15 protein-coding genes and 2 pseudogenes are annotated in these 18834 nt (G+C 70.7%); 4 read left to right on the top strand and 13 right to left on the bottom strand.

Translation table 11 applies throughout. The features are described from left to right. Positions 1-49: 49 nt before the first annotated feature. From topA to bldG, 7 genes are all read right to left on the bottom strand, one after another. Complete coding sequence (gene topA, locus AC4BEG_RS18340) at positions 50-2887, bottom strand: type I DNA topoisomerase (protein WP_490706926.1); 2838 nt, start codon at positions 2885-2887, stop codon at positions 50-52. A gap of 211 nt (positions 2888-3098) precedes the next feature. Beyond that, positions 3099-3296 carry a hypothetical protein gene (locus AC4BEG_RS18335; protein ID WP_490706925.1) on the bottom strand — a complete coding sequence of 66 codons (198 nt, stop codon included), beginning with the start codon at positions 3294-3296 and terminating at the stop codon, positions 3099-3101. A 343-nt stretch (positions 3297-3639) separates the two neighbouring features. Next, positions 3640-5274: a DUF7059 domain-containing protein gene (locus AC4BEG_RS18330; protein WP_490706924.1), complete on the bottom strand. Its 1635-nt coding sequence runs from the start codon at positions 5272-5274 to the stop codon at positions 3640-3642. Positions 5275-5500: 226 nt separating this feature from the next. Next, on the bottom strand, positions 5501-6088 hold the full coding sequence (locus AC4BEG_RS18325) for a small secreted protein (protein WP_490706923.1): 588 nt from the start codon (positions 6086-6088) through the stop codon (positions 5501-5503). Positions 6089-6327: 239 nt separating this feature from the next. Next, positions 6328-8775 carry a sodium-translocating pyrophosphatase gene (locus AC4BEG_RS18320; RefSeq protein ID WP_490706922.1) on the bottom strand — a complete coding sequence of 816 codons (2448 nt, stop codon included), beginning with the start codon at positions 8773-8775 and terminating at the stop codon, positions 6328-6330. Between the two features lie 938 nt (positions 8776-9713). Beyond that, on the bottom strand, positions 9714-10145 hold the full coding sequence (locus AC4BEG_RS18315) for an ATP-binding protein (RefSeq protein ID WP_490706921.1): 432 nt from the start codon (positions 10143-10145) through the stop codon (positions 9714-9716). A gap of 90 nt (positions 10146-10235) precedes the next feature. Beyond that, positions 10236-10577 (bottom strand): anti-sigma factor antagonist BldG, encoded by a 342-nt coding sequence (gene bldG, locus AC4BEG_RS18310; RefSeq protein WP_009716787.1) that lies wholly within the window; start codon positions 10575-10577, stop codon positions 10236-10238. A 54-nt stretch (positions 10578-10631) separates the two neighbouring features. Between bldG and AC4BEG_RS18305 the strand changes: the two genes are divergently transcribed. Beyond that, positions 10632-13088 (top strand): DEAD/DEAH box helicase, encoded by a 2457-nt coding sequence (locus tag AC4BEG_RS18305; protein WP_490706920.1) that lies wholly within the window; start codon positions 10632-10634, stop codon positions 13086-13088. Positions 13089-13232: 144 nt separating this feature from the next. Here the strand turns inward: AC4BEG_RS18305 and AC4BEG_RS18300 are convergent. The 6 genes and pseudogenes from AC4BEG_RS18300 to AC4BEG_RS18275 form a co-directional block, all read right to left on the bottom strand. After that, positions 13233-13430 (bottom strand): annotated as a pseudogene (locus AC4BEG_RS18300) (Rv3654c family TadE-like protein); the annotation flags it as partial. A 65-nt stretch (positions 13431-13495) separates the two neighbouring features. Then, positions 13496-13945: a TadE family type IV pilus minor pilin gene (locus AC4BEG_RS18295; RefSeq protein WP_490707119.1), complete on the bottom strand. Its 450-nt coding sequence runs from the start codon at positions 13943-13945 to the stop codon at positions 13496-13498. Between the two features lie 61 nt (positions 13946-14006). Beyond that, positions 14007-14204 carry a DUF4244 domain-containing protein gene (locus AC4BEG_RS18290; protein ID WP_490706919.1) on the bottom strand — a complete coding sequence of 66 codons (198 nt, stop codon included), beginning with the start codon at positions 14202-14204 and terminating at the stop codon, positions 14007-14009. Between the two features lie 129 nt (positions 14205-14333). Continuing rightward, the gene (locus AC4BEG_RS18285; RefSeq protein ID WP_490706918.1) at positions 14334-15116 is read right to left on the bottom strand and encodes a type II secretion system F family protein; all 783 of its coding nucleotides are present in this window, start codon (positions 15114-15116) and stop codon (positions 14334-14336) included. A gap of 22 nt (positions 15117-15138) precedes the next feature. Beyond that, positions 15139-16074, bottom strand: a complete 936-nt coding sequence (locus AC4BEG_RS18280; protein WP_490706917.1) for a type II secretion system F family protein — start codon at positions 16072-16074, stop codon at positions 15139-15141. Further along, positions 16071-16388, bottom strand: a pseudogene (locus AC4BEG_RS18275) (TadA family conjugal transfer-associated ATPase); the annotation flags it as partial. The gene AC4BEG_RS18280 and the pseudogene AC4BEG_RS18275, both read right to left, overlap by 4 nt. A 59-nt stretch (positions 16389-16447) precedes the next feature. On the opposite strand from AC4BEG_RS18275, the gene AC4BEG_RS18270 reads away from it, so the two are divergent. The 3 genes from AC4BEG_RS18270 (at position 16448) to AC4BEG_RS18260 (ending at position 18607) form a co-directional block, all read left to right on the top strand. Next, positions 16448-17995: a recombinase family protein gene (locus AC4BEG_RS18270; protein ID WP_490706916.1), complete on the top strand. Its 1548-nt coding sequence runs from the start codon at positions 16448-16450 to the stop codon at positions 17993-17995. Positions 17996-18086: 91 nt separating this feature from the next. Then, on the top strand, positions 18087-18425 hold the full coding sequence (locus AC4BEG_RS18265; RefSeq protein ID WP_490706915.1) for a hypothetical protein: 339 nt from the start codon (positions 18087-18089) through the stop codon (positions 18423-18425). Then, positions 18422-18607: a hypothetical protein gene (locus tag AC4BEG_RS18260; protein WP_490706914.1), complete on the top strand. Its 186-nt coding sequence runs from the start codon at positions 18422-18424 to the stop codon at positions 18605-18607. Before AC4BEG_RS18265 ends, AC4BEG_RS18260 begins: the two co-directional genes overlap by 4 nt. Positions 18608-18834 lie beyond the last annotated feature (227 nt).

Genomic DNA, 18834 nt, shown 5'->3' with positions numbered 1-18834 from the left:
GCCGAACAAACGGGCGGGGGCGCGGCGGTTGCGGTGAAATGAGCCGGGGCTATTCGGCGTTGGCCGTCGACTTCTTGGCCGCCGTGGTCTTCTTCGCGGCGGTCTTCTTGGCGGCCGTCGTGGTCTTCTTCGCGGCCGTCTTCTTGGCCGCGGTCTTCTTGGCCGCCGTCTTCTTCGCGGCGGTCTTCTTCGCCGTCTTCTTGGCGGTCTTCTTGGCCGGGCCCTTGGCACGCTTCTCCGCGAGCAGCTCGAAGCCGCGCTCGGGCGTGATGGTCTCGACGTCGTCGTCCCGGCGCAGCGTCGCGTTGGTCTCGCCGTCGGTGACGTACGGGCCGAACCGGCCGTCCTTCACTACCACCGGCTTCTCGCTGACCGGGTCGTTGCCCAGCTCCTTCAGCGGCGGCTTGGCCGCGGCCCGGCCGCGCTGCTTGGGCTGGGCGTAGATCGCCAGCGCCTCGTCGAGGGTGATGTTGAAGAGCTGGTCCTCGCTGTCGAGCGACCGCGAGTCCGTGCCCTTCTTCAGGTACGGGCCGTACCGGCCGTTCTGCGCGGTGATCTCGGTGCCCTCGGGGTCGGTGCCGACAACGCGCGGCAGCGACATCAGCTTGAGGGCTTCCGCCAGGGTCACCGTGTCCAGGGACATCGACTTGAAGAGGGAGGCGGTGCGCGGCTTGACCGCGTTCTTGCCGGTCTTCGGCGTGTCCTCGGGCAGCACCTCGGTGACGTACGGGCCGTAGCGGCCGTCCTTGGCGACGATCATGCGGCCGGTGTCCGGGTCGTTGCCCAGCTCGAAGTCACCGCTCGGCTTGGCGAGCAGCTCCTCGGCGTACGCCACGGTCAGCTCGTCCGGCGGCAGGTCGTCGGGGACGTCCGCGCGGTGGCCGGTCTGGCCCTCGGTCTGGGACGGGCGCTCCACATACGGGCCGTAGCGGCCGACGCGCAGCACGATGCCGTCGCCGACGGGGAACGAGGAGACCTCGCGGGCGTCGATCGCGCCCAGGTCGGTGACCAGCTCCTTGAGGCCGCCGAGGTGGTCGCCGTCGCCGTTTCCGGCTTCGGCGGCGGCACCCGCGCGGCCGTCGGCGGTCTCGCCGAAGTAGAAGCGCTTGAGCCACGGCACGGCCTGGGCCTCACCGCGGGCGATGCGGTCGAGGTCGTCCTCCATCTTGGCGGTGAAGTCGTAGTCGACCAGTCGGCCGAAGTGCTTCTCCAGCAGGTTGACCACGGCGAAGCTCAGGAAGGACGGCACCAGCGCGGTGCCCTTCTTGAAGACATAGCCGCGGTCGAGGATGGTGCCGATGATCGAGGCGTAGGTCGAGGGGCGGCCGATCTCGCGCTCTTCGAGCTCCTTGACCAGCGACGCCTCGGTGTAGCGGGCCGGGGGCTTGGTGGCATGGCCGTCGGCGGTGATCTCCTCGGCGGCGAGCCGGTCGCCCTCGGCGACCTGCGGCAGACGGCGCTCGCGGTCGTCGAGCTCGGCGTTCGGGTCGTCCGCGCCCTCCACGTACGCCTTCATGAAGCCGTGGAAGGTGATCGTCTTGCCGGAGGCGGAGAATTCCGCGTCCCGGCCGTCGCTCGCCTGCCCGCCGATCTTGACGGTGACCGACTGGCCGACCGCGTCCTTCATCTGGGAGGCGACGGTCCGCTTCCAGATCAGCTCGTAGAGCCGGAACTGGTCGCCGGTGAGGCCGGTCTCTGCCGGAGTACGGAAACGGTCTCCCGAGGGGCGGATGGCCTCGTGCGCCTCCTGGGCGTTCTTGACCTTGCCCGCGTAGGAGCGCGGCTTGTCCGGCAGGTAGTCCGCGCCATACAGCTGGGTGACCTGCGTCCGCGCCGCCGCCACCGCGGTGTCCGACAGGGTGGTGGAGTCGGTACGCATATAGGTGATGAAGCCGTTCTCGTACAGCTTCTGCGCCACCTGCATGGTGGCCTTGGCGCCGAAGCCGAGCTTCCGGCTGGCCTCCTGCTGGAGGGTGGTGGTGCGGAACGGCGCGTACGGCGAGCGGCGGTACGGCTTGGACTCGACGGACCGCACCGTGAAGGCGGTCTCGGCGAGGGCCGCGGCCAGGGAGCGGGCGTTCTGCTCGTCCAGGTGCAGGACGCTCGAGCCGTCCTTGAGCTGCCCGGTCGAGGTGAAGTCGCGGCCCTGGGCGATCCGCCGACCGTCGACGCTGGTCAGGCGGGCGCCGAAGGTACCCGGATCGGTGGCGTCACCGGTCCGGCCGGTGGCGAAAGTGCCGGTCAGGTCCCAGTACTCGGCGGAGCGGAAGGCGATGCGCTCGCGCTCGCGCTCGACGACAAGCCGGGTGGCCACGGACTGCACACGGCCCGCGGACAGCCCGCGCATGACCTTCTTCCACAGGACCGGCGAGACCTCGTAGCCGTAGAGGCGGTCGAGGATCCGGCGGGTCTCCTGGGCGTCGACCAGGCGCTGGTTCAGCTCGCGCGGATTGGCCACGGCCTCGCGGATCGCGTCCTTGGTGATCTCGTGGAAGACCATCCGGCGGACCGGGACCTTGGGCTTGAGGACTTCCTGGAGGTGCCAGGCGATGGCCTCGCCCTCGCGGTCCTCATCGGTGGCGAGGAAGAGCTCGTCCGATTCGGCGAGCAGTTCCTTGAGCTTCTTGACCTGGCTCTTCTTGTCCGCGTTGACCACATAGACCGGCTGGAAGTCATGCTCGACGTCCACACCGAGACGGCGCACCTCGCCGGTGTACTTGTCGGGCACCTCGGCCGCACCGTTCGGCAGGTCCCGGATGTGCCCGACGCTGGCCTCGACCACATATCCCGGGCCCAGATAGCCCTTGATCGTCTTCGCCTTGGCAGGCGACTCGACGATGACGAGTCGGCGGCCGCCCTGTGCGGTCTCGCTGGTGGTCGGGGACAACTTCGCTCTTCTCTCCGGTCGACGCCTCGGTGAACGGGCACTGCAGCGCGGGTAACGCGTACACGGCCACCACTTCGGTGACGCTGCGGAGTGTGACGGTACCTCCCGCCCCCGTGTCAAACGGAAAAAGCCCGCAACGCCACTCGAACGGTAACCCGACAAGCGTCCTGTCTGCCGCCCGGACCGTCACAAGCCACCGTGGAAGGCCCTGTCAGGCGTAACCCAGACACCAGATCCCGCCGCCGAGAGCGGCGATGCCGAAGAGAAGGGAGAGCGCCGCAGAAGCGACAGGGCTCACACCGTGCGCGACCGGCTGACGCAGCCGCAATCGCGCCACTGTCCACAGCAGCAGCGCGGCGCCGAACAACATGAATGCCGTTGCGGCGAAGATCGCAGGTCCGCTCTCCATGGCCGGATCCTGGCACGCGCGGAAGGCGTCCGCGCGAACCTGGGGTGAACAGCGCGCGACCGGCCTTTTCGGCCATGTTCACCGGGGTCGGGCACGGCATACGCCCCGGCGTGTCCCGGTACGGACCGGCCGGGTCCGCGGCCGTCCGCGGCCGTCCGGGGCCGTCCGGGGCCGTCCGGGGCGCCGCGGGAGATCGTCCGGGGTCACGCACAACGCACCGCCGAGCATCCCGTACAGACCGCACAGGACCGTGCATCCAGGGCCTTCCGTGGTCCGTACGGCAGGTTCCTGCCAGATGGCGCGGAGGTGCGGGGCGGGCGCACCGGCGCACGCCCCGCCACGGCTACGCGCCCTGAGGCCCGCCAGGGCCGTCCGCCCCGCTCACGCCGCCGGCGCCCTCGATGCCCTCGGCGTCCCCGGCGTCCTCCGCTCCGACCGGCTCCAGAAAGCCCTGCCCGACCAGGAGCCGGATGGATTCCGGGGTACGGTCGCGCAGCACCACCGGGTCCTCCCCGAGCAGCTGGGCGATGGCGTCCAGGATCCGGCCCGCACTGAGAGTGCCGTCACACACACCCGCGAAGCCCGCGCCGACCGTGTCCACCTTGGTGGCACGCCGCATTCCGCGGTTCTGCCGCAGCACCACATGCTCCGGGTCCTCCGCCCCCGGCAGCCCCACCTGCTCCTGCACGACCTCCTCCGCCAACCGGAAATGCCCGGCCAGCAGCGCCGCGTCATCATGCGCCCGCAGGAAGTCCTGCCGGGCGAAGTGGGCCGCGACCGTGTCACCGAGCGGCTGCTCGACCGGGTGCGGCCACTCCTCCACGGTCACCGACGGCCGGTCGGCGCCGGACCTGCGCAGGGTGATCCAGCCGAAGCCGACGGCCTTGGTGCCGCGTGCCTCGAACTCGTCCAGCCATGCGTCGTAACGCGCCGCGTACGCCTCCGGCCCGGCCAGGTGCTCGCCCGCGTCGCGCAGCCACAGCTCGGCGTACTGGGTGATGTCCTGCACCTCGCGCTGCACGATCCAGGCGTCACAGCCGCTCGGCACCCAGGAGGCCAGCCGCTCGCGCCAGTCCTCCCCCTCGATGTGCTGCCAGTTGGCGAGCAGCTGGCACCAGCCGCCGTCGGTGAGGTGGTCGGCGGACTGCCGGACGAGGGTGCGGCACAGATCGTCCCCGGCCATCCCGCCGTCCCGGTAGACCAGCCGGGAGTCCTCCGGGGAGCGCGGGGAGATCACGAACGGCGGGTTGGACACGATCAGGTCGTACCGCTCTCCGTCCACCGGCTCGAAGAGCGAGCCCTCGCGCAGATCGGGCTCCGGCGCACCGGACAGGGCGAGGGTCAGCCGGGCGATGGCCAGGGCGCGCGGATTGCGGTCGGTGGCGGTCACCCGGTCGGCGTGGCGGCTCGCGTGCAGCGCCTGGATCCCGGACCCGGTGCCGAGGTCGAGGGCACGGCCGACCGGGGCGCGCAGGGTGAGCCCGGCGAGGGTGGTGGAGGCGCCGCCGACCCCCAGCACGAGCTGGGAGCGGTCCACGGCGCTCCGCGCGCCGCCGGGTCCGCCGATACCGCCCGCACCGCCGACCGCGCAGCCCAGGTCGGAGACGATCCACCAGTCCTGGCCCTCCGGCCCGCCGTACGGCCGTACGTCCACGGTGGCGCGCACCTCGTCGCCGTCCCGCACCAGCCAGCCGTCGGCGAGGCAGTCCTCGACGGGCAGGGCCGCGGCCGCCCTCCCGTACGGCACGGGGCACTGCAACAGGAAGAGCCGCACCAGCGTCTCCAGCGGGGAGTCACCGCGGGTGGCGCGGAGCGCCGGGACGGTCTCGCTGCGGGCCAGGGCGGCATAGGCGGACGCGCCGAGCAGGTCCAGCAGACCGTCGGCGGTGAAGGAGGCGGCCGACAGCGCGTCACGGAGACGGGCGGTGCGCCCGGGGTCGGCGGCGGGGAGGCGGAACGAGGGCTGGTGCGTACTCACGCCCCCATTGTCGGGGCAACCGCCGACGGCCCGCGACGACCGCGACGGCGCGCGCCACGGTGGCCGGGTGGGGCGGCGCGGCGGGGCCGGGGCGACGGTCCCGTGGATGACATCACGTCACCGGCAGGGCTGACGGACCGACAACGGGGGCGTGGCGCGGGAGCGTTCCCTCCCGGCATCCACGTCTACGAATCCGCTTCGTGGATGCCGTGGTGCCGGGCTCCGCTCAGGACTGCGTGGCCGCGCCGCCGGTCGGCGTCTTCGGCTTCTGGCAGCCGGGCTGCTTGGCCATCGCCTCGCCGACCTTCCCCTCCTGCAACTGCTGGAGGGCCTTGTCACCCGACTTGCTGAGCCTGTCGAGCTCATCGGCGACATCGTTGAGCCCCGCGGCGAACTTCGACTTGTCCGAGGTGTCGAGCTTGTCGACGCTCTTCTGCAAGTCCTTGTAGGCGGTGGAGGTGGCGTTGAGCTCCTTGACCGCCTGCTCCTGGGTCTTCTTGCCGTTGTCGACCGGCGGCGGGCCCGCCTTCTCCACGGCCTTGGCCAGCGCCGCGTACGACTCGGAGATCTGTTGGAACGCCTTGGAGTCCGTCTCCTGGAGCTTCTTGGAGTCCTGCTCGTCGGCGGCCGCCTGGATCGAGGCGTTGGCTCCCTGGATCTTCTTCAGCTGCGGCTGTACCTCGTCGCAGACCGACTTGGCCCAGGCGTTGACCTTCTTGTCCTCCTCGCCGCCGCCGTTACCGCCGCCGCAACCAGTCAGCGCCACGACGAGTGCCGCACCGCCGGACAGCGCTGCCACTAGCTTCTTGTTCACCGGATTGGTCCCTTCCATGGCTCTCGGCCCCGGAACATACACGGCGATCCAGCGAGGACCCCGGGCCGAGCGCCCCTTGTGAACCCTTTTGAAGCCATTTGCATCAAGCTCGGTGTGCTGTCCGCCTCACTCCGCGGAGGGACATCCGGTGGGCATGCGTGCGGGCGGACGGTGTGCCGGTGCACACCACCCGCCCGCATGTCGTGAGGGCTCTCACAGCCCCATGACCGACCCCGGGGTCAGGACACCACCGCCGCGTCGGCTGACTTCGCCACACGCTCGGAGTTGCCTTCGTCACCCACGGCGATGCCGCGCCGCTTGGAGACGTAGACCGCTCCCACGATGATCACGACGGCGGCCACCGCGATGACCGCGCGCAGTCCCGGACTGGCGTTGTCCCCGTACGAGAACTTCACCACCGCCGGGGCGATCAGCAGCGCCACCAGGTTCATCACCTTCAGCAGCGGGTTGATCGCCGGGCCCGCGGTGTCCTTGAACGGGTCGCCGACCGTGTCGCCGATCACCGTGGCGGCGTGCGCCTCACTGCCCTTGCCGCCGTGGTGCCCGTCCTCGACCAGCTTCTTCGCGTTGTCCCAGGCACCGCCGGAGTTCGCGAGGAAGACAGCCATCAGAGCGCCGGTGCCGATCGCCCCGGCCAGGAAGGAGCCGAGCGCGCCGACCCCGAAGGTGAAGCCGACGGCGATGGGGGCCAGGACGGCGAGCAGACCCGGAGTGGCCAGCTCGCGCAGGGCGTCCTTGGTGCAGATGTCGACGACCCGCCCGTACTCCGGCGTCTCGCTGTAGTCCATGATCCCGGGCTTCTCACGGAACTGCCGACGCACCTCGAAGACCACCGCACCGGCCGACCGCGACACCGCGTTGATCGCCAGCCCCGAGAAGAGGAAGACGACGGCGGCGCCGAGGACGAGCCCGACGAGGTTGTTGGGCTGCGAGATGTCCAGACTGAGATTCATCTCACCGGCCACGCTCGCGTGCACCTCGTCGATGGCCTCGGCGATGGCGTCACGGTACGAGCCGAAGAGCGCGGCCGCGGCGAGCACCGCCGTCGCGATGGCGATGCCCTTGGTGATCGCCTTGGTGGTGTTGCCGACCGCGTCGAGGTCGGTGAGCACCTGGGCGCCCGCGCCCTCGACATCGCCGGACATCTCGGCGATGCCCTGCGCGTTGTCGGAGACCGGGCCGAAGGTGTCCATCGCGACGATGACACCGACGGTGGTCAGCAGACCGGTACCGGCCAGCGCGACCGCGAACAGCGCCAGCATGATCGAGCTGCCGCCGAGCAGGAACGCGCCGTAGACACTCAGCCCGATCAGCACCGCCGAGTAGACCGCGGACTCCAGGCCGACCGAGATACCGGAGAGCACCACGGTGGCCGGGCCGGTCAGCGAGGTCTTGGCGATGTCCCGGACGGGACGCCGGTTGGTCTCGGTGAAGTAGCCGGTGAGCTGCTGGATGAGCGCGGCCAGCACGATGCCGACCGCGACGGCGACGAGCGCGAGGACCCGCGGGTCGCCGCTGTGGCCGAGGATCTCACGGTCGGTGACCCCGTCGAGATCCGCGTAACTGGACGGCAGATACGCGAAGACCACGGCCGCCACCAGCACCATCGAGATCACCGCGGAGATGAAGAAACCGCGGTTGATGGCGGTCATCCCGCTGCGGTCGGAACGGCGCGGGGCCACCGCGAAGATCCCGATCATGGCGGTGACCACGCCGATGGCCGGGACGAGCAGCGGGAAGGCCAGACCGGCGTCGCCGAACGCGGCCTTGCCGAGGATCAGCGCGGCGACCAGGGTCACGGCGTAGGACTCGAAGAGGTCCGCGGCCATGCCCGCGCAGTCGCCGACGTTGTCGCCCACGTTGTCCGCGATGGTCGCGGCATTGCGCGGGTCGTCCTCGGGGATGCCCTTCTCGACCTTGCCGACGAGGTCGGCACCGACGTCGGCGGCCTTGGTGAAGATGCCACCGCCGACCCTCATGAACATCGCGATCAGCGCGGCACCGAGACCGAAGCCCTCCAGCACCTTGGGCGCGTCGGCGGCGTAGACGAGCACCACGCAGGAGGCGCCCAGCAGGCCGAGGCCCACGGTGAACATGCCGACCACACCACCCGTCCGGAAGGCGATCTTCATCGCCTTGTGCGAGACGGCCGTCAGATCCACGCCCGACTGGCCGGGCCCGGAGGAAGCGGAGTCTCCATTGACGGATGTGCCGGGTGAGGCGGAAGCGGCGGGAGTGGCTTCACGGGCTGCCGCGGCGACACGCACATTGCTGCGCACCGCGAGCCACATCCCGATATAGCCGGTGGCCGCCGAGAATCCCGCGCCGATCAGAAAGAACACCGAACGCCCGATGCGCTGCGCCCAGTCGTCCGCAGGCAACAGCATGAGCAGGAAGAACACCACTACGGCGAATGCGCCGAGGGTACGCAGCTGCCGGGCGAGATAGGCATTCGCGCCTTCCTGCACGGCCGCGGCGATCTTCTTCATGCTGTCCGTGCCCTCGCCGGCCGCGAGGACTTGTCGTACCAGCACCACCGCGACCGCGAGTGCCGCGATCGCGACAGCGGCGATCACCAGCACGATCACACGGTTGTCATCGGTCAGCTCTGCGGCGGCCAGGGTTGGGGTGAGGTCCAGCTGATGAGGGGTGAGAGGCCCCGCCATTCGTCCTCCTTGACGTTTGGCACATGGGCGCGCAGCAGTTCTGCGACCGCAGAAGAGCCGCCACGCTCAGGCGTCCTGAGCTCGGGATGTGGACGGATTGTAGGGAGCGTCACACGATCAAAACAGGGCGCCGTAATAGGAATTCGCCTGCACCAGCGAAGATCAATAGGTTTGAGGCCCGTGAATTCGCCCGGAAGGGGGACGGTCGACAATTCACTGACGGGTGTCAAATGATCTCTATAAATGATCTCGGTGCACTATGAAAAGTGCTGATCAGGGCATTACCACAGCTGATCACGACAGCCCGGCGGACGAGTGGTGCGGAAGATCACCGAGAGGTCGTGGACGCCTGTGAGGGGCAGCGGAGAGGGCGCGGGGCCACGCGCAGGCGGGGCCTGAAGGTCATCAAAAGGTCGCGGGTTCAGGACGGCCCGAGACCGGCAGGGGCAGAGGCGGGACACGGACCGCAGGGCAAGCGCCGAGTGCGGGGACGTCTGGCCGGGGCCGCCAGGCCGGGGCCGCCAGGCCGGGGCCGCCAGGCCGGGGCCGCCAGGCCGGGGCCGCCAGGCCGGGGCCGCCAGGCCGGGGCCGCCAGGCCGGGGCCGCCAGGCCGGGGCCGCCAGGCCGGGGCCGCCAGGCCGGGGCCGCCAGGCCGGGGCCGCCAGGCCGGGGCCGCCAGGAGAAGAAGAGACCGCACCCGACATCGCGCCGAGGCACAAAGCCAGCCATCGCGCACTGGGCAGCCGTCAGCATCAGCGGAGCCTCGCGATGGCCGCGCCACCGCGAGGGCACAACAACGCGCACCCGAACGTGGCGGCACGGCACAGCCGCGCCAGGCGGAGGCTGTGCCAGACGAAAGGGCCGACCCGACACCTTGCCGGGGCGGCTACGACAGACAGCCGGGCCGGCGACCCGACAACACCACCGCCGTGGCGGCCCTACGACACCAGGGAGTCAGGAGAGGTCGGCCAACTCATCCGGATCACTCCACCGGTCTCGCTGGTCGTCACCTCGACGTCGTCGACAAGCCCCTTGATCACGGCCAGGCCCATCTCGTCCTCACCCTCGGGCTCGGACTCCTCGTCCCCACCGGGGGCGCCGGGCGCCAGAGCGGCCGAGGTCGGGGACTCATCACCGATCTCGATGGAGAACTTCTTCTCCTCCTCGGTCAGCGCCACCCGTACCGGGGCGTCCACCCCATAGCTCAGATGGAGCCCCACCGCACGGGTGCACGCCTCGCCGACAGCGAGCCGCACCTCGTCGAGCACGGCCTCATCCACCCCGGCCCGGCGCGCCACTGCCGCAGCGACCAGTCGGGCGGTCCTGACGTGCTCGGGCAACGCGCTGAAGCGGAGTTCGACGGTGGCCATGCCATCCCCCTCGGGCGTATGGGCGTGCATGTCGGGGGACCGGGCGATGGCGCCCGGTTCCCCCTTCGGTGTCTTCCTGCGACGACTGAGTCAGTCGGTCGCCGCGACAGCGTCCTCGACCGAGGTGTGAATCGGGAACACCTTGGTCAGGCCGGTGATACGGAAGATCTTGAGAATGCGCTCCTGGTTGCACACCAGGCGCAGTGAGCCCTCATGGGCACGTACGCGCTTCAGCCCGCCGACGAGCACGCCGAGCCCGGTGGAGTCGAGAAAGTCGACGCCCTCCATGTCGACGACCAGGTGGTAGCTACCGTCGTTGACAAGCTCGACCAGCTGCTCGCGCAGCTTGGGCGCGGTGTATACATCAATCTCGCCACCGACCTCGACGACCGTGCGGTCGCCAACGGTCCGAGTCGACAGGGACAGGTCCACGGATCCTCCAGCACCTTGCATCGAGCGGTCGCCCCCCATGGATCGGCAGCCGCGATGGCATTCAATCACTTACCAGCAGGCGTGCACGACGCCTTGAGCCCATTGTCCGTCAGACCAGTGACACACTCGGTGTCGATGGCCCACAACCAACTCCCGCGACAGGCAGGCATACGCCCCTCACCTCGGGCTGTCCTCGATCGGCTCGGCACGGGGGCGGGCCGAGGCACGCGCATCACTCATACGGAGCACTTGCCCCCGCGTCTCGGAAGCCATGCCGACTGGCCTTCGCCGATCCGGCCGGAAGTGATCGAGGCCATCCGGGCCGCCGGAATCGGCCGTCCGTGGGCTCACCAGGCGCGTACGGCCGAGCACGCGCTGCGCGGTGATTCGGTGGTGGTCGCCACCGGAACCGCTTCCGGTAAATCCTTGTCCTATCTTGCACCCGTCCTCAGCACTCTGCTGGATGGTTCCGAGGAACCCAGCGGGCGGGGAGCGACCGCGCTGTATCTCTCGCCCACCAAGGCGCTGGCCGCCGATCAGCGCCGCGCGGTGGCCGATCTCGCCGCCCCGCTCGGCACCGCGGTCCGCGCCGCGGTCTACGACGGCGACACGCCGGTCGAGGAACGCGAATGGGTGCGGCAGTACGCGAACTACGTCCTCACCAACCCCGACATGCTGCACCGGGGCATCCTGCCGGGCCATCCCCGGTGGTCCTCCTTCCTGCGCGCGCTGCGCTATGTGGTCATCGACGAGTGCCACACCTACCGGGGTGTCTTCGGCTCCCATGTCGCCCAGGTGCTGCGCCGACTCCGGCGGGTCTGCGCCCGCTACGGCTCCTCGCCCGTCTTCCTGCTCGCCTCGGCCACGGCCGCCGATCCCGCCGTGGCGGCGACCCGGCTGACCGGTCTGCCGGTCGTGGAGATCACCGAGGACTCCTCGCCCCGCGGCGAGGTCGTCTTCGCCCTCTGGGAGCCGCCCCTGACCGAGTTGCACGGCGAGCAGGGTGCCCCGGTGCGCCGCACCGCCACCGCCGAGACCGCGGACCTGCTCACCGATCTGGCCGTCCAGGGCGTTCGCACGGTCGCCTTCGTGCGCTCCCGGCGGGGCGCGGAGCTGATCGCGCTGATCGCCCAGGAACGGCTGGCGGAGGTGGACCGCTCGCTGCCGGACCGGGTGGCCGCGTACCGGGGCGGCTATCTCCCCGAGGAACGCCGTGCCCTGGAGCGCGCGCTCCACTCCGGTGAACTCCTCGGGCTCGCCGCGACCACTGCCCTGGAGCTCGGCATGGACGTGGCCGGTCTGGACGCCGTCGTCCTGGCGGGCTATCCCGGCACCCGCGCGTCCCTGTGGCAGCAGGCGGGGCGGGCCGGGCGCAGCGGACAGGGAGCTCTCGCCATCCTCGTGGCCCGGGACGATCCGCTGGACACCTATCTCGTCCACCACCCGGACGCGCTTTTCCGTCAGCCGGTCGAGTCGACCGTGCTCGACCCGGACAACCCGTACGTCCTGGCGCCGCATCTGTGCGCGGCCGCGGCCGAGCTGCCGCTCACCCAGGCGGATCTGGAGCTGTTCGGCCCCGCCACCGAGGAGCTGATGCCGCAGCTGGAGCAGCGCAAGCTGCTGCGCCGCCGGGCGACCGCTTGGCACTGGACCCGCCGTGAGCGTGCCGCGGACCTCACCGACATCCGCGGGGCGGGCGGCAGCCCGGTCCAGGTCGTGGAGGCGGCGACCGGTCGACTGCTGGGCACCGTGGACGCCTCGGCCGCCCACAGCACGGTCCACGAGGGCGCCGTCCACCTCCACCAGGGCCGGAGCTACTTGGTGAAGCAGCTCGACCTCGACGACTCGGTCGCCTTGGTGGAGGAGGCCAGCCCGCCGTACTCCACCACCGCCCGCGACACCACGGCCATCTCCATCCTGGAGACCACCACCGAGATCCCATGGGGGGACGCGCGGCTGTGCTTCGGCTCGGTCGAGGTCACCAACCAGGTCGTGTCCTTCCTCCGCCGCAAGCTGATCACCGGTGAGGTGCTCGGCGAGTCCAAGCTCGACCTCCCGCCACGCACCCTGCGCACCCGCGCCGTGTGGTGGACCGTCACCGAGGATCAGCTCGAGGACGCACGGGTGCACCCGCAGGCGCTCGGTGGTGCCCTGCACGCCGCTGAGCACGCCTCCATCGGCATCCTGCCGCTCTTCGCGACCTGTGACCGCTGGGACATCGGCGGGGTCTCGGTGCCGCTCCACCCGGACACGCTGCTGCCCACGGTCTTCGTCTACGACGGGCACCCCGGCGGGGCGGGCTTCGCCGAGCGTGCCTTCCACACGGCCGCCCGCTGGCTGACCGCCACCCGCGAGGCCATCGCCGTCTGTGAGTGCGAGGCGGGGTGCCCGTCCTGCATCCAGTCGCCCAAGTGCGGCAACGGCAATGACCCGCTCGACAAGAGAGCCGCGATCCGTCTGCTGACGACGCTGCTCGCCGGAGCCCCCGAGCAGATCGCCGCCGCGGGATGACGCGCTCCGCTCCCCGGCCCCCGACCGCACCGCGCGGGTCGGGTCCGGCCGCCGCTCGGGGCCGTCGGTGACGGTTGCGGCCACGGGCCCGGCCCGCGCCCTGGCCCGGAGAGTGAACGGCCCGGCGCGCACCTCCGCCGTGAGATCGGCGATCTCCCCGCTCAGGGCGCACCGCACCACATGGGCTCCCTGGGCGGAGGCGACCCGTCGGGCGAGGCGGCACGCCGCGCCCTTCCCCTCCAGGCCGTGATCGGCGGCCGCGAGTGCGGCCAGATCTGCGGCGGCGCCCGCGCGGTGGCGGGCCAGCATGGCCTGCCCGGCGGCCAGTACGGCCGCGAACACCGCGCAGACGGCTGTGGTCGCCACTACGGCCCAGACCGTCGCCGATCCGCGGTCGTCCGTCCCCCTCACGGCACCGTCCCCCGTACCCCGGCCGCCTCCGGCGCAGGGCCGACGGCGTCCTCGGCGAGGGCGGCCGCCTCGCCCCGCAGACCCACCGCGAGCGGACCGGGCCCGGCCGAGCGGGCTTCGACCCGCACCCGCACCAGATCGCCTTCCCGCCACAGCTCGACACGGGCTCCGCGCGGGGCGGCCGACCGGGCGGCGGCCACTGCGGCCGCCTTCGGCTCCGAGCGCGCCGCCGCCCTCGCCCCGGCCCGCGCCGCGTCAACGCACTGCAACTGCGCCGCCGCGGCCATCAGGCCCCAGATCAGCATGAGCGAGAACAGCGCCAGCACCGGGAGTGCGATGGCGGCCTCCGCGGTGACATAGCCGCCGTCCCGGCCCGTGCGGGGCGGGACGGGGGTGCCCCGCGCGCCGCACCCAGCGCGCGGCCCCCTCCAACCGGCCTCCTCCAGCCGCGGTTCCCCAGATCCGCGCGCCGAGCCAGAACCGTGCGCCGAGTCATCGCGCGCCCAGTCAGAACCGCGCATCGAGCGCCTGCCCGATCACCGACTCGAGCGCGCCGCTGACACTTCCGCTCGTCACCACCTTGTAGAGCACCGCGGCAAAGGCGCATGCCGCGATCGTCCCCATCGCGTACTCGGCGGTGGTCATGCCCGCCTCGGCCCTGGCGCACATCGCCACATACCGCCGTGTCCACCACTGCTTCACCATGTCCGTCCCCCTTGTGATCGTCGTTTGCGGTCGTCGTTGTGTTGTCTCGTGGTCATCTCGTGGTCGTCGTCGGCTCCGATCGCCGGCCGTTCGCCGCCGGTGCTCCACGGCGGATCCAGGACGCCGCGCTCAGCCGCGGCCCATCAGTCCGCCCGCGAGCCCGACCATCACCGGAGCCAGGCCGATCAGCAGATACGCGGGCAGAAAGCAGACCGTGAGGGGCGCGGTGGCTCGTACGGCGGTGCGGTCGGCCCGTTTCACCGCCTCCCGGGTCCGTTCGGCGCGGCATTCGGCGGCCACCCGGGAGACCGGCTCCACCGCCGGTGCTCCTGTCGTCCCGGCTCGCTCCAAGGCGCGCGCCAGCCCTCGCGCTCCAGGAAGAGCGCCCATCCGCCCCCAGGCATCGGTCGGTTCGCCTCCCAGCCGCAATTCCGCCGCCGTCCGGGCCAGCCGCTCGCCGACCGGGCCGCCCAGCGACACACCCACCGCCTCCGCCGCTCTGCGCGGCCCCGCTCCGGCCGCCAGGCAGGCGGTCAGCAGATCGGCCGCCAGCGGAATCTGCCGTGCCGCGGCGGCCTCGGTACGACGGCCGTGAGCGGAAGGGCCGCCGAGGGCCTGACGGCGCCGCTGCCAGCGCCGGACGCCGTACGCGGCGGCGAACCCCAGCACCCACCCCGCCGGTCCCTCGACCACCACCGGACCGGCCAGCAGCGCGCCGAAGGAGGCCGACCACGCCAGGGCCGCGCCCTCACCGGCCGCGGTGCGCCGGCGCTCCCATGGCCGCGGCCGCTTCGGCGGTCCGCTCCCGTGTCCCGGCAGCAGGGCCACGAGCCGACGCCGGGCGGTCCGCTGCCGATGGGACTCGAGCACGGCCATCACCGTGCACAGGACGGCCGCCGCGACGGACAGCACGATCCCCAGCCTGTGGACAACATCAGCGCTCATCGGCCACGGCCCCGGAGGAGGCGAGTGCCGACCGCACCAGCCGACCGGTCCAGAACAGCCCCGCCCACTCCAACAGCCCGCCCAGCAGCAGACAGCCGAGACCGACCGGGGTGTGCAGCAGCACATGCAGTGGATCGGCGCCCAGCGCACTGCCCAGGACCAGCCCGACAAGGGGCAGCCCGGCCAGGGCCATCGCGGTGGCCCTGGGCCCCGCCAGCTTGGCGCGCAGATCCTCCCGCTGGTCGCGCTCGGCGCGGAGCGCCGCGGCCACCCGGTCGAGCCCGGCGGCCAGCCCCGCACCCTCGTCGACCGCCACCTGCCAGCAGGCAGCCACCCCGGTCAGCCCCTCGGCCCCCGGCGCGCGGGCCGCTCTGCGCAGCGCTTCGGGCACATCGCCGCCGAACCGGGCGGCAGCCGCCACCAGCCCCCATCGCTCCCCGAGGTCGCTCGTGGACACGGCGAGCAGCGCCTCGCCGGGCTGCCGCCCGGCACGCAGCTCGCCCGCCACCGCCGAACACAGCTCGATCACCCCGGCGGCGCGCCGCTCGCGGACCCGTCCGCGCTCCCGGCGCCGCAGCCACCGGCCCATGACCGGCACGGCCGCCACCGCGAAGAGCAGCGGCAGGACCGATGCGCCCAGCAGCGCGACCAGGCCCCCGGCCGGGAGACACAGCAGCTCACGGCCCATCCGTCCGCCGTACCGGACTCGCCATCGCTCCCGCACCCCGGCGGCAGCCTCTGCCGCCCTTCGCGCCGGATCCGGCGCGAAGGGTGCGGCCGATGCGACGGGGGTGCCGCCCACGAACAGCAGCCTGGCGCGGCGCAGCTCCCGGTCCCGCTTGGCGAGCAGCCACACGGCCGCTCCCGCGCACAGCACAGCGGCGCACAGCGCCAGCGCTCCACGATCCGCTTCCACGCCCGTCATACGGCGCCTCCGCCCCGTTCGCAGCGGCTCCGGAGCCGCTGCCAGCCCTCGGCCCGTTCGAAGCCGTACGGGCCCCACAGGGCCGCGGGCACGGTGGTGACATAGCCTCCGCGGTCCCGGTCGAGGACATGCAGCTCGGCGATCCTGCGCCGCCCGCCGCGGTCCCGCACCAGATGGACCACGACTGACAGGGCGGCAGCCAGCTGGCTGTGGAGCGCGGCCCGGTCGAGGCCCGCGGTCGAACCGAGCGCCTCCAGCCGTGCCGGAACATCCCCGGCCGTATTGGCGTGGACCGTGCCGCATCCGCCCGAGTGCTCCCCTTAGCCATCCACGCTTTCCACTCGCTCGGAAAGCAAGAGAAGGAGGGGGCAGCATGACAACCGTCGTGATCTATGACCGACTGTCCAGACTGTTCGCAGAAGAGGCACCAGACCACCGAATTTCCGCCTGCAAGGCATACGCCGAACAGCGCGGGTGGAAGGTGGTACACGTCGCCACAGACACCAACGTCAGCGGAGCAAGCCGACTCGAAGACCGCCCCGGTATGCGTGAGGTTCTTTCCTGGCTTCCGCGCGCTGACTACGTGCTTGCCGCGAAGCTGGACAGGTACGCGCGGAGCGTCTTGGAGTTTCAGCGGCTCTTGCGCGCTGCCGACTCCACCAGCACAACTATCGTAACGGCTGACGGGGTTGTAAGCCCGGAAAACGCGTCCATCATCATCAACGTTCTTGCGGCGTTCGCAGAGTATGAGCGAGACATGATTACGGCGCGCATCACAGCGAGCAAGGAACACTTCCGGCAGCGCGGGAACCACCTAGGCGGACTGGCCCCGTATGGCTACGCCGTAACCGGCTCGGTCAATAACAAACGATGGGGCATTGATGAGTCAGCGGCGGCAATTCTGCGGGAGTGCGCTGACAAGCTCATCAACCACGGGGCTTCGCTGACTGGGCTTACGCGGGAACTGAACGCACGCGGAATCCTGCCCCCAGCGGAACACGCGCGGCAGCGCGACGGCCGTAAGCTTCGTGGTGGCACATGGCACACAACCACGCTCCGGGACGTGCTTTACACCCCAGCGGTACGCGGTTGGCTCGTTCAGGCTGTGCCCGGCAAGAAGCGTGCCGCTATCCACAATCAGCCCGTGCTAGACACCGAAGGCAAACCCGTATCCGCTGGCCCGGAACTCCTCAGCGCTGAAACCTGGTCAGCCGTCCGCGCGATCCTTGACGGCAAGGCCAAGGGGCGCGGAGCGGAGCGCACTGGAAAAGCCCTGTTGTTGCACGTGGCTATGTGCTCCGAGTGCGACGGACCCATGTACCGGCAGCGCCGTGACGTAAACGGCAAGGACTACAGCACCTATGTATGCCGGAACGGTGTAGGCAAGCGGGGAATTCATAAGCCCAACGTCATCACAGCGCACTACCTTGACGAATTGGTGGCCGCCGACTACTTGAAGCGGTTCGGCACCTTAGCGCTCATGCGTTGGGCGGAGCCTGACGGCAGCGCGGTACTTCAACTCTCCGAAGTGACAGCGCAAATCGAGCGACTTGCCGGGAACCTCGCACAGCTTGACCCGAACGGCACTGCGGCACGCGTGGTCATTGGTCAGCTAACGGCGCTGGAAAAACGGCAAGCCGAATTGCAGGCTGAGGCAGCGCAAGCCGAAGGCCGTTGGGTGCCCGCTGGCGGGACTATCGCTGAGCAATGGGAACGGCGGGACGACGAAGGCCGACGAAGCTTGCTGCGGGACCTAGGGGCGTGCGTGCGCGTTCGCCCGGCAACGCCCGGAGCACCAAAGAGGTTCGACCCACAGCGAGTAACGCCGACCTACGAGGGTCCGGCGTGGTGGCGAGAACTTGACCCGGCTGACGCGCACCTTGCGGCTATCGCACTGGAAGAGGAATTGACTTCCGCCTGAGAAACGGCGGACGAAGAAAACGCACCGGTCCGGCGACGACTTGGCGGAAGTACCGGACCGGTGCCCCCTCATAGGAGAGAGGACCACCAGGATGTCACAGACCACGGAACCCCTGTACGGCGAATCGGCGCGCGCTGTCGGCAAGGCACTGCTCAGGACGTGCGGAGCGCGTAAGCCCGGATGGGAGAACGGACCCGCCATCGGTCGTCACCGCATCCCGTGCGTTCTCGACAGCGGGCACCAGGGCGGACACCGTGACGCGCTGGGGCAGGAATGGGCGGCTACCGCCGAGAGCCCCGAAGTCAGCAGCGCGCGGCGCATTCTCGCTGAGGCTGACGCGCTGGACTTCAACGACACGCGCGCCATGGCAAGCGCCATCGGTTCGCTTCGTGAGGCACTGCGCATGGTCCTGGAAGGTGTCGACTCATGAGCGATGCCGAAGAACTTGCCTGGTATCGCGAGTGCGAGTGGCAACGCATAACGCGGACGCTGGAAGCCCTGTACGCCCGTCAGACGACCGAAGGGGAGTCGGTCCTACTCCGGCAGCGCATAGGTCGGCTTGAGGCGCTGCAACAAGCACTCATGGGCCGCCCGGCGGCACTGGCCCAGTAACCGCCCCTCGAATCAGCCCCGTTCGGCCCCTGGTGGTCAGGCGGGGCTTCTTCGTGCCCGTGCGGCCTTGAGGGCGCCTGTGGCTGCCTCTGACCCTCGACCGACGGCAGGCGGATAGCCGTTCAGGCGAGCGCTGGGGGCTTCGATAGGAACAGCGAGGGGTGCGATGTAGAACATTATCTGACACACCGTCAGATCAATTACTCTGACCAGCAAGAATGTAGAAG

Source organism: Streptomyces sp. JLBJ103 (assembly GCF_058215575.1).
The sequence above is the reverse complement of the archived record's forward strand: the minus strand, read 5'-3'. Positions and strand labels throughout refer to the sequence as shown.